This is a genomic window from Pseudoalteromonas sp. 68 DY56-GL68, from assembly GCF_041414825.1.
In the GTDB taxonomy this organism is placed as follows: Bacteria; Pseudomonadota; Gammaproteobacteria; order Enterobacterales; family Alteromonadaceae; genus Pseudoalteromonas.
On record NZ_JAOCZL010000022.1, the window covers coordinates 211,463 to 223,054 of the forward strand.

At 39.3% G+C, this 11,592-nt stretch carries 10 protein-coding genes; 2 read left to right on the plus strand and 8 right to left on the minus strand.

Annotated elements, in window-relative coordinates; all coding sequences use genetic code 11:
* Window positions 1–23: 23 nt before the first annotated feature.
* The gene (locus NYF15_RS18130) at window positions 24–1,172 is read right to left on the minus strand and encodes a polysaccharide pyruvyl transferase family protein (RefSeq protein ID WP_346729912.1); all 1,149 of its coding nucleotides are present in this window, start codon (window positions 1,170–1,172) and stop codon (window positions 24–26) included.
* A 131-nt stretch (window positions 1,173–1,303) separates the two neighbouring features.
* Between NYF15_RS18130 and NYF15_RS18135 the strand changes: the two genes are divergently transcribed.
* Window positions 1,304–2,635, plus strand: coding sequence for a flippase (locus tag NYF15_RS18135; RefSeq protein ID WP_371354318.1), 1,332 nt, complete (start codon window positions 1,304–1,306; stop codon window positions 2,633–2,635).
* On the plus strand, window positions 2,607–3,500 hold the full coding sequence (locus tag NYF15_RS18140) for a hypothetical protein (protein WP_371354319.1): 894 nt from the start codon (window positions 2,607–2,609) through the stop codon (window positions 3,498–3,500). The genes NYF15_RS18135 and NYF15_RS18140 overlap by 29 nt, the downstream gene beginning before the upstream one ends.
* A gap of 95 nt (window positions 3,501–3,595) precedes the next feature.
* On the opposite strand, the gene NYF15_RS18145 is transcribed toward NYF15_RS18140, so the two are convergent.
* The 7 genes from NYF15_RS18145 to NYF15_RS18175 form a co-directional block, all read right to left on the minus strand.
* Window positions 3,596–4,138 (minus strand): hypothetical protein, encoded by a 543-nt coding sequence (locus tag NYF15_RS18145; protein WP_371354320.1) that lies wholly within the window; start codon window positions 4,136–4,138, stop codon window positions 3,596–3,598.
* 202 nt (window positions 4,139–4,340) lie between these two features.
* Window positions 4,341–5,720 carry a hypothetical protein gene (locus tag NYF15_RS18150; protein ID WP_371354321.1) on the minus strand — a complete coding sequence of 460 codons (1,380 nt, stop codon included), beginning with the start codon at window positions 5,718–5,720 and terminating at the stop codon, window positions 4,341–4,343.
* A gap of 729 nt (window positions 5,721–6,449) precedes the next feature.
* Window positions 6,450–8,525 carry a secretin N-terminal domain-containing protein gene (locus NYF15_RS18155; protein ID WP_371354322.1) on the minus strand — a complete coding sequence of 692 codons (2,076 nt, stop codon included), beginning with the start codon at window positions 8,523–8,525 and terminating at the stop codon, window positions 6,450–6,452.
* Complete coding sequence (locus NYF15_RS18160; protein WP_371354323.1) at window positions 8,506–9,003, minus strand: hypothetical protein; 498 nt, start codon at window positions 9,001–9,003, stop codon at window positions 8,506–8,508. Before NYF15_RS18160 ends, NYF15_RS18155 begins: the two co-directional genes overlap by 20 nt.
* On the minus strand, window positions 9,000–9,581 hold the full coding sequence (locus NYF15_RS18165; RefSeq protein ID WP_371354324.1) for a hypothetical protein: 582 nt from the start codon (window positions 9,579–9,581) through the stop codon (window positions 9,000–9,002). The genes NYF15_RS18160 and NYF15_RS18165 overlap by 4 nt, the downstream gene beginning before the upstream one ends.
* Window positions 9,574–10,698, minus strand: coding sequence for a hypothetical protein (locus NYF15_RS18170; RefSeq protein WP_193988210.1), 1,125 nt, complete (start codon window positions 10,696–10,698; stop codon window positions 9,574–9,576). Before NYF15_RS18170 ends, NYF15_RS18165 begins: the two co-directional genes overlap by 8 nt.
* Window positions 10,695–11,591 (minus strand): general secretion pathway protein GspK, encoded by an 897-nt coding sequence (locus tag NYF15_RS18175; RefSeq protein WP_193988209.1) that lies wholly within the window; start codon window positions 11,589–11,591, stop codon window positions 10,695–10,697. Before NYF15_RS18175 ends, NYF15_RS18170 begins: the two co-directional genes overlap by 4 nt.
* Between the last annotated feature and the right edge of the window lies 1 nt (window position 11,592).

Below are 11,592 nucleotides of genomic sequence, written 5' to 3' on the forward strand. Positions count from 1 at the left end.
TTTAATCGTGAGCCAAAAAACAGTTACTGTATGGTAGACAGCAGCGTTTGCCACATGTCTTTACTTTGCTGCTTATACTTCATCGCGTAATTTTCTAGCTGAGACTTTCTTTCAGTGTTTTCGTTCAAACACGTATTGAGTAAAGCATCTAAACTCGCTGGTGAAACATTGGCAGGGAGCAGCGTTTCCTCAGAGCCGTACTCTCTAAAAAGCTCTTGATACTTGTGGCTCCAACCAGTTGCAATACATGGAATAGCCTGAGAAAGCGCACTCACACAACCGTGAAAGCGTGAGCAAATAATAAGCTTGCCTCTGGCAATTAATGCTTTGACTGACTCAGCATCTGCTGGCTCAACCACTTCGCAAGGCGTGTCTAACAAGCTATTAATTTCATGGCACAGCGGTGCGTCATCTGCCCCACTGTGATTGAGAATAATCACCTTCTCCCCTTTTTTAATAGCTTGGTTAGCCAAGTGAGCCAAGGTTGTGACATAGTTCTCTCGCCACCATGTGTTTTTATTTCTTTTACTGAGCATTTTTGAGTTAGGGATCAAAATAACATGATCCTGGTATATGTCGTATTCAGGCTTGGCTGTTGGTACAAATAAATTGGTAAAATCAGGAGCTTGCTTAATATTAGTTGATTCACCCACAAGCTCTACAATGTGCTCATACGAAGGCTGCTCTCTTGCAAACACAAGGCTTGCATTAGAAAACGCGATCTTCGCATACTTTTTATTTTCATCGCGTGAGAAAGGCCCTAACGATTGCGGCATAAAAATATAATGCTTTGAGCGAGACTGAGTGCGTTTAACAACACTTGCCACTTGTCTTAAAACGAGATCAGACCATTGGTCGCCATAACTAAAACCTGACGCATCTAAAATCACATCAACATCCGCTTCAGTTACAATGCCAAAGCGATTTTTAAAATAACGACGTATTGAAGACGGAACACAATAAAATAGCCAATTAAGGTCAAGAATATTTTTGCACAGGTTGATCTTTTGGTATGCACCTACTTTTGCTCGTTTTACATAAGGTGAGTTAGCATTATGCACTAAACAAATTTCAGCATTTGGTAACGCTTTATTTAACTGCGCAATAATCGATGCAAGCATCAACTCCGCACCCTTATTAACAAATTGAACACCCTTAATTTCAACTAACACAAGCAACCCAAACTGAATGAAAACGCAAAGCGAGTAAGAATATACAGCAATCTACAGTCATTCAAGCATTCCGTGCAATTTCTTTGATTTACGATAAACTACCCGTTCAAATAGGCAATAAAACACCTAAAATGAGCTCAAACGTTAAAAACTCACTACTGCTTATCATCGAAAAAGTTGTGCTACTTGGCCTTGGCTTTATAAACAATATTTTATTAGCACGGCTAGCTGGCCCTGACCTATTTGGCGAGTTTTCTTACATAGTTTCGTTTGCTGCCATTTTCAGCCCATTGGCAGTCATGGGGCTTAATAATATTATTACTAAATACATCGTAAAATACCCTGCAAACAGCCACTACTATATAAAGTCTGCCTTACTTATTCGCTTATTGGGTGCCATTGTCTCGTTAGCGATTACTACCTTAGTGTGCTTATACGCCTTTAATTTAGATCATCAGCAAGCAGGGCTGATAATCATGTTAGTCGCTATGCAAGGTTTCACATTTTTATATGTGCTGGAATTTTTCTATATAGCTAAAAAGCAAGTATCTCAGTTGGTAAAGCTACGCCTTGTAACCATAACACTTATTAATATTGCAAAACTCATCGCTATTATTAATGCAGCTGATTTAACAACACTTATTTTTTTACAAGGGCTTGAGACCGTACTGATCGGCGTGTGTTACTACATTATGTATACCAGCCAAAAGCATCATCAGGTTTATAAACTACAACCCAAAAAGCAAACTTACCTTGCGCTTTATCAAAAAGGAAAATGGCTTTTATTTTCAGGCGTTGCAGCCGTTATCTATTTAAAAATAGATCAGATAATGCTTGCTAACCTAGTTAACACAGAAGCAGTGGCTTTCTATGCCGCAGCGGCTAAGTTATCTGAATTTTGGTATGTGTTTCCGGTATTAATAGCCAATGTTTATACAACACAACTTAGCCATTGTCGTTTTAAACACCCTACCCTGTATCAACAGTTACTACAGCGATTGATCATAGTGCTAACCTGCTCTGCCATTATTTTAAGCTTAGCGACTTGGTTTTTTGCTGACAACATCATTGCACTAATTTATGGCTCAGCATACACAAGCAGTGCCGCTATTCTTAGTGTTCATATTTTTGCGAGTTTGTTTGTTTTTCAGCGAGCAGTGCTATCTAAATGGCTTATTCTTGAAAAACTTTATAAATACAGCCTGCTCTCTAACCTTTTAGGGGCTGTTGTAAATATTTTACTCAACTTATTACTCATACCTAAATACCAAGGGTTAGGGGCTGCATGGGCAACAATTATTGCTTATATGGTTGCAAGCTATGGCTTTTTGTTTATTAACGCAAAAACTCGTGAGTACGCAAAAGTATTGCACCAAGCTGTGTTACACTCTGTGCCAATTTTGACAAACCTTATTCACGATTTAAAAGTACAGTATGAAAAGCACAGTAAAAAAAATAATTAACCGACTTGGTTACGACGTTGCCTTTAGACGTATTGCTAAAAACAGCCATAACCACTCAAAACCAATCTGCTTTGTACACGTACCTAAATCGGGAGGTATTTCTATTGATTTAGCCATGCGTGAGCAATTTGCGATTGCTGGTCAACCTCGCTTTAGCCGCGAAGGTGCCATTGCCATGAGCCTAGCAGGTATGAACCGCGAAATTACTGATTTAGATAGTATTAGTGAGTTTAGCGATCACCATGCTAAACAATTAACTGGCTTGCTTGCGTACCACCTTGCACAAGACTGGCCCTATATAAGTGGCCATGTAACAACAAACAAACAATTGCTTAATCAATTTGCCAATCAGTATCACTTTGTGACTGTGCTGCGTGAGCCAGTAAGCCGATTTAAGTCGAACTACCTATACAACAAACTGACCAACTCATTGCCAATGATGGCACCAAACAACTTAAACTACGATAACCTCACAGCAGAGGTCGACACCATTTTGCAGCACCGCAGGGGGTGGCAAATGGCCAATGTTACCAGTATGTGTATTGCTGGCCGCTTTGCTAGGGATGAGCATGATGCTAAAACAATGCAAAGTGAGTTCAGTGATAACCTTGAAAAATACAGCGTGGTGAGTTTTTTAGATAATCTGGATGGGTTTTCTTCTAAGATACACACGTTAACAGGTAAGCAGATTAACATTGGCAGTCATAATACAACCGAAAGCCATTTAGATAAGCAAAAGCAAAGTGTGAAAGACACACTGCAAAATTATTTAAATGAACCGCACATCAACAAACAAATACAGCATTTATGCCGATTTGAAACCGACAACTACCTACGCGCAAAAGACAAGTACAGTACGCTTTAAAATCAGCATATGTAGAGGTGAGGGTGAGTAGAGGTGAAGAGTAGAGGCGAGAAGTAGACGATTTTAGAAAAGTTAAAATCGTCTACAAAAAAGCATTAAAGGCTAAATGAATTTACCAGTTTAGTGTATTCGCTTTTAATTTCATCACTGACACGCTCATTACCGCTAACAGAAATGGTAATTACTTGGTTATTTTTCTTATCTAGCAATGCAAGGTTATGAATCACTTGCTTATTACCGCCATTATCACCGGTAAAAATATATTCAATATTGGCAAGTTCACCGTTATACACAGCGTCATTAGTACCGACTTTCGTAAACTGTACATCAGTCACACCTGATTGTAGTAAGCCCTTTATACCGTTATCAATAAAACCCGCCCATTCTTGCTCTGAGCCAGTATAAGCATGCCCCGTTAAGTGCTGACATACCACATTTGAAGCTATCTTTGTCCTTTTTACTACCTTAGTTGCAAGGTATTGCTTTATATCCACCTTAACCGTCGGCGAGGCGTTCACCGTTTGTGAATTAACTTTAGGTAATGAAGAAAATTTAATATCAAATTGGCATGCGCTATCATTTGCAACCGCCACACCTGAAACCAATAAAGAAGCGGTAAATAAGAGTGCTTTGTACATCGTGTCATTATCCTTAAGGTAGTTTAGAGGCTTATACCTCATACTGCGAAGTCGCCATCATATAAATAACTGCGTCTGTGGGCAAGCATGATAGGAAAAAATCAGAGAGGCATTTTTGATTGTTTTTAAGTGCTAAAGAGTGCTTAAAAATAAAAAACCCAGCCTAAGCTGGGTTTTTTCAAAAAAGATTAAGTAATATTAATTACTTGATACCTTTTTCTTGTGAAGTTACTAGTGCTTGACGACCAGTACCAGCGTTGCTGAATGCGTATGCATTAACGTCGCCATCGTTAGCGTTGATGTTGAAAGTAACGCTTAACTTAGAACCAGCAGGAGCACCTAGAGCTTCCATGATAGCTACTTGAGATACTTTAGTTACTGTATCACCAGCTAGGTCAGCGATAGTACCATCGTACTCGTTACCAGCTTGGTCGATTGCAGTTACGATTACGTCTGCATCGTTAGCTGACTCGTTTGCAAAGTGTACAGAAGTTGAAAGACCTTCAAAACCTACTGGGAAGTAAGGGATGTTGATTACTAGTGCGTCAAGAGCCCACTCACCAGCGTCAACGTTAGTAGCGATTTCAAGAGTTGCAGCTGAACCATTTGATACTGCAAGAGTAGCAGATGCAGCGATATCACCAGTTTGAGGGATAACAACTGGAGCAGTGTTGTTATCAAACACTAAAGTACCAGCAGTTTTTGCACCATCAGTAGAAGGTGTAACAGCAGTGAATGTTAGGCTGTCTTGAGACGTTGAGAAAGTAGCAGCAGGAGCAAATTGGCCACCAAGTACTGGTGTACCAGTTACGCCGTTGTCGAAGTCACCTTCAAGCTTAACAGTTGCAGCAGTAACAACTAGAGATGCTTCTAGGTTGTCAGCGTTATCAACAAGGTAGTAACCAAGTGTATCGTAATCAACTGCGCTCACTGTTAGGTTGTTACCGTTTTTAGCGAAAGTTGTTTGTGCAACACGCTCAATACGACCGTCGAAAGGTGCAGTTACAGCGAAATCAAACTGTGATGTAGTAGTAGCTAGAGTACCAGTACCAGTTTCGATAGCAGCGCCGCTTGATTCTTCAGAAGCGTAAGCGATTTGTGAAGCACCTGAGAAATCAATACCAGCAAAAGTGCTTGCACTTAAACGGAATGCAGATTCAGCAGTGATTGGGTTACCTAGGTTTACTTCGAAAGAAATAGTACCTGCGTCAGCATCAACAACTAAACGGTCAAATGTGAATGAACCAGTACCGTAGCTGAATGTTAGAACAGTGTTAGTACCGTCGCTAACAACACCCGTACCTAGCGCAGGGTCATTAGTTACTGCAACAGCAGATGTACCGATAGCAGTTTCTAGATCAGCAAGATCAACAGCGTCGTCAAAAGTTAACGTGATAGTTGATGCAGCTGGAGTTAGTTTTTTAACTACGAAGTCAACGTCAAAAGCAACGTCAGTAGCGCTAAGACCTGCAGCAACACCTTCAGCAGAAAGCTTTAGTGGATCGCTTGATACTGTAGCAGCTTGTGCACCCATTGCACCAAAGATAGCCGTAGCTAATAGTGCTTTTTTGAATAGTTTCATTATTTCCATTCTCCTAGTTTCATGAAACTGGCATATTGTTAATGAAGGCAATACACCAAGATTTTTTATTGTTCCGGCTGGAGGTTTGCCAGATCAATGCAAATTTAAGGGCTTATTATAGAGATGTCAAGTAATTACAGCTAAATTGCAACTTTGTTCACAATTTAAACTACTTTTAATATGAATTTTGCTTGCTATAAACAGCTTTTAATACTTTTTACAACAAACCTACTTAACACTCACCTGTTATTTACAATCGATTATTGCATATAACGAATAACTAACCCAAGTATAAAATTGTTACTAGCATGCATTTTTAAATCATTTTTGATTTAAAGCAAACACGCACCTTATAACAAGCCTACATTACAGTTTTATGTAATGTTGTTTAGTACGTACAGTTGTCGTTTTATTACCGCTTTTTTATTACGTAACTTGACTTTGACTGAACAATCTAAAGTTATCTTTTAAGGCACATCTTTTCAAGTGATTATTTATACAATTTTGCCACTTTTACAGCTATTTAGCACTTTTTTTGCACAATTAGAGCAATTACACAACTAAAATTCAAATTTAACTATTTGGTAGTAAGTGTAAAACATCCTTTAACACAAAAAGCTTACAACCACTCTAATAAAAAAGAGAGGCCGTTTAGCGAAACACTCACCAAACGGCACCTTAGTATTTATATCGTCGCCCTATTCACATTACTTTAGCGATTTACAACAATTAAAAGGTAATGTTTTCTAAGCCTTTAATAAAGCTGTCTTTTACCCGTTGCCAGTCTTCTTTATTTTGAACAATTTTAGGGGTGACTAATATTACTAACTCAGTTTTATCTGAGCTACTGCTGTCAGTTCTAAATAAGTGGCCAAGCACTGGTAGATCACCAAAAAATGGCACTGATGAAGCACCGTTTGATTTATTCTCACTAATTAAGCCGCCCAGCATTACTGTTTGGCCGTTACCAGCCACGACTTCAGTGTTTAAGGTACGCTCAAAAATAGACGGGTTATTCCCAGCCCCACTACTGTCTGGTGATATATTCGAAATATTTTGTTCAATAGTCATAATCACCGTACCTTGGGCATTAATGGTTGGCGTTACCGTTAAATCAACACCGGTTTTACGGTATTCTACTTCTGTGGTTTGGCGGTCGCCACTAATTGGGTCAGTGGTGGTACTGCCAACGGTTGGTATGTCATCACCCACGCTAATATTGGCAGCAACCCCATCACGTACCAGTAAGGTTGGGCGCGACAGCACATTCACAAGGCCATCTGTTTGCGATAAGTTCACGCTTATATTGCCAGGTAAACCAACAATCGAGTAATTAAAAGCCCCTTCGCCATCAGTATTAAAGCTAAAACTTTCTTTACGGCCTGTGGCCTCACCGCTTTCTATTGCATATTGCACACCTTTAGAAAAACTGCCGGTAAGCTTGACCTCAGCAATCACCACTTCCATCATTACTTGCTTAGGCATTATATCGAGCTGGCGAATAATAGGCTGTAACTCTTGGTAATATTGCCCTGTCGAGTAAAAAATCAGGGCATTAGCGCGCTCATCCACAACCAAGCGAATACCATCACCTTCAATGCTACTCACTGTATTTGCTGGCGTTTTGGGGGACGCATTATCAGGTGTTGGCGCATCGGTACTTGCTTTTTCAGCTGTTTTCTTACTTTTAAAAGTGCCCCCTAATAATGGTGCAAGGCTTTGCCCTAAGTCAGAAGCCCGTGCATATTTAGGATGGTAAATATAAAAGCTTTGTTCAGCCCCTGTGGCTGGTTTATCAAGCTGATTGGCCCAATACTCAACGCGGTCGAGTATTTCATTTGCAGTCGCGAACACAACGATTTTACCTAGGTGCTCAAGCGGTACAAACTTCAAGGTTGCTGAGTTACCTCTTGACGAGCTTGTTACAATTCCTTCTTGCTTAAGTAGTTCAGTCACTTTTTCAATAAAGGTTGTAGAGTCAATGTAATTGAAACCAAGTAATGCCATTGCTTTATTACCAAGCGCAGGCGTGTCTATAAGCTCAACGAGCGATAAGGCTCTTAATACTTGCGTTCTTCTACCTTGTATCTCTAATGTGTTTTGCTCTTCATCAACCGAAATACGCGCATCCACTAATGCTGAAAACGTTGTTCGCATGCTAACCGACACACCGTATTTCATCGGCACAACTTGAATAATTTTTCCTGACACATTAGGAACAGACTCTGGGGTGCGGCCATAACCATAAGCAACATCTGACTTATTGCCTTTTTTGGGTTCAGGAAACACATAAAACACGTCGTCATTTAGGGTAATATTCACCCCATTTTGTGAGAGTATTTCTTGAAACAACTGAAACAAACGCTTTGCCGATACTTTTTCTTTTAGCTCTAACGTGATAGGTGTTTTAGCTGACTTAACAGACGGCTCAATGTAATAAGAAACCTGTAATAACTCACCTAGGGTGTAGTGAATAAAATCGTTTAACGGTAACTCATTAACCGACACCTGATAACTGGCTTGGTTTGAAAACTGGCGCGACAAATCAATTTCGAGCTTTACGCCAGCATTTTCGTCAATGCGGTTAAGTCGCGTGAAAGTGTTTTTTTCTTCATCGTCTTGTTCAGAAGCGTTCGGTACTTCATCGCCTGTTTGCAACTGTGTATCTTCTTTTAAGAAAGAGTTTGCTACATCGACTTTTTCTGCACGCGTACTGCTAGTCGGATCAATTAATGAAGCACAGCCAGTGCTAAAAAATAAAATAGCAAAAAGTAATGCGCTTGATTTATGAAGGTGATTGTTCATGAGACTGCCGTTGAAAAAGTTTAAATTCTTTTGTTTGTGTTTCGTTTGCAAGGGTAATGGTGTTATTTGTTACAGCAATTAACTTTACATTGCCGCCCAGTGTATCACCTAATGTGGCTTTTACTAACTGCTGTTGGTCATTTTTTATAATCACAAACACTTTGTTCTGCTGGTTAAAAATACCTAATAAATGAAAAACCTGATCGCCAAATACGAGTTCATTTTCAGCCGCTGTTTTTTTATTTTTGCTCTCGGCTTGCTTTTGCTCAGCCAGTTGCTGGCGTTTTATGCTGTCTGCTTCGTTTTGCAATTGAGTTAATAGTAATGACGGTGAATCTTGCTTTAATGCTGACTCAGAAATAGTTAATGCTGCAATATCAGTACTATTACTGGATTGCTCTGTGCTTGAGTCAAGCAATTCAGGAACAGCAAAAAACATGACACTCATAACAGAGATGGCTGCGATTATCCAATTCATGCTGCTGGCTCCTGTTCTTGTGGTTGGAGCACTTGACGGTTATTCCACATAATAAGATCAATATCACCCGTTAATGACTTTGTTGTACTTCCATTCCACTCTCGGCTGGTAAAATTATATTCTGCAAAGCGTATTAAAGGCGTTAATGACTCTAGCTTTTTAGTGGCCTTTACAACACATAATGCATCACCGTTGAAGCGCACATTGAGTCGCCACTGGCTAATGTTTTCACTTATTGGAGTTTCGCCTCGCCACGCAACCCGTTCTATTGAGCAATTAACAGGCTCTAAAGTTGACTCCAAAAGTGTTTGAGCCGTGAGTTTAAAGTCGCTCTCAGAGGGTTTATTAAACATAAGAGCTTGTAATTTCGTTTTATTTTGCTCGGCTAACGCCAGTTGCTCAGCGAGTACTTGTTGCTCAGAAAGTAAGGCTGTTAATTTAGTTTCACGCTTTTGATTCAGCGTATTCGTTTGTTTAAGCTCATCGTAGGCTAGCATTAATGGTTCGGTAATATATAAACCAAAAATTAAAGCAGCGGTGACAATTAAATAATGCTTATATTTTATAAGTTCAGCCATTCGCTTTTGCTCCTGCAGGTACTTCTGTATGCAAGGTTATCTCAATTTCAAACTTTTCAGAACCTCTGTACTTGCGCACACCTGATTTAAAAATGGCACTATCAACCTGAGATAACTTAGCAATTGCAGCGATTGTCGTATTCGCGCTTTTAGATTCACCACTTAATGTGATCACTCCTTGGCGTGATGAAAACTTGTCTATTAACATGCCTGTACTTAATGCGCTGTGGACTATATCCCAGTCTGAAAAAACGGCCGGATTTTGTTTAACCTGTGTTTCAAGTAAGGTAACTTTATTGTTCAAATCGTCAAGTTGCTGCTTTTGCGATAATAACTGGTTAGCATTGTCAGCTTGATTTTCAATTGCTTGCTTCGTGGCATTAATACTTAACCACTGCCATCCAGCCATAACAGCAAAGTACAAGGTAACACTAATGAGTGGCCCCCAGTATAGGGCATGTAGCTGCGTACTTTTAATTTTATGCTGGTAATTAAATACACTTATTTTGGCTAAATCAGCAATGGCTAATGCATTAAATTGCTCAGCCAAAAAGCGAAAATAAGCGGATTGACTAATTATTGTTGGCTCTATGTCATCAGCAAGACCAATACTGTGTTTATATGCCGCTATATTTTGAATGAGTCCCTTACAATAGGCACTATGAGTAGTTGTGCCTGAACGACTAAAAAACAATACACCTTGGGGTGTAGTAAGCTCAAAAAGCTGTTTTTCTGCCGTGCTTTGCTTAGATAGAATAGCCGTTTCAGGGATCAGCACTTTGCTTCCTGTAGCAAGTGCTGCACACTCTTGATCAAAGACGATTGTTGTTACATCAAAACCATCAATTTCTTTGTTGGGCTTTATTTCAACTAACGGTTTTGCATCACTGTATTGTTGCTGATTTATTTTCAGTAATGCCTTTAGCTCTGTCATGTTAAGCGCAGGGTAACTTTTACGAGTGATGCTGTAGTGCTTTCTAGCAACCACTACAAAAAACGGCTTAAAGTGAGTGCAGTCCTCATAAATAGGGGTTATTCCCCCATTAGCGAGATAGCCTAAAGTATTTTTAAGCTGCGTGTTTAATAATCTTGATTTTGTAAGTTGATTTAATTTCACGATTTATTCCAGCTAACTTGAGAGAACACCATAGGTTTTATGTAAGAACGTGGAGTAGCATCTAAAATATATTGCTTGCTCAACTGCGCACCATTTAAAACAACACGTAATTGTACTCTTATTTTGCTGCCAGTGACAAAATTTATAAACTCACCTTCTTCAATGCCTGTTAGCAAATAAAAGTCATAACTGCTTAGTGTTCCTGCTGCTCTGCGTTTCAACACTTTATTGGCTGTCGATTCATCCTTTATTATCGCTTTTAAAATAGCCTCTGGTGCGTTAATTGGGTTAAAACCTGTCACCATTTCTGTTGAGAAATAGCGTGCAAAGTATTCTTTCGGTATTTGTTCAGCGCCTCGAATAAGAGCCGCTTCATTTACGCTTTGTAAATAACCATTACGGGGAACATAACGTTTACCTTGCTGCTTATAGAAGCTGGCCTCAGCACCATTGACACGACTTACATCGTTTTCGTCTTTCCAGTCAGTCAATGAGCTTACAAAGGTTTGTGCTGTGTTTTCTTCAACATTGAGTTGAACTAACAAATTTTTGATCAGATCAGGACTTGAAATATTCAAACTAAATAATGATTTCATGTCCATTAAGCTTATAAATATTGAATCGCTTAATCTAAACTCTTCACCATAGAAGTTCCAATTTTTAACTAGTTGGTTATTACTATTAGTGTCTGGGTATTTTTTATGGGCTAATAAGGCTGAAAATAGCTGAGTTTCGGCCTCTTCCAGCTCCAAACGCATTGCAAACTTGTTTTGAATTTGCTGCGTAACTTTAACTTGTTGTTGTATCGACTGATTAATAAAAATCCCTAATAAGGCCAAAATAAAGGAAATAATAAGGACTTGTATAAGTGCAATACCTGTCTGAGCTTTCATA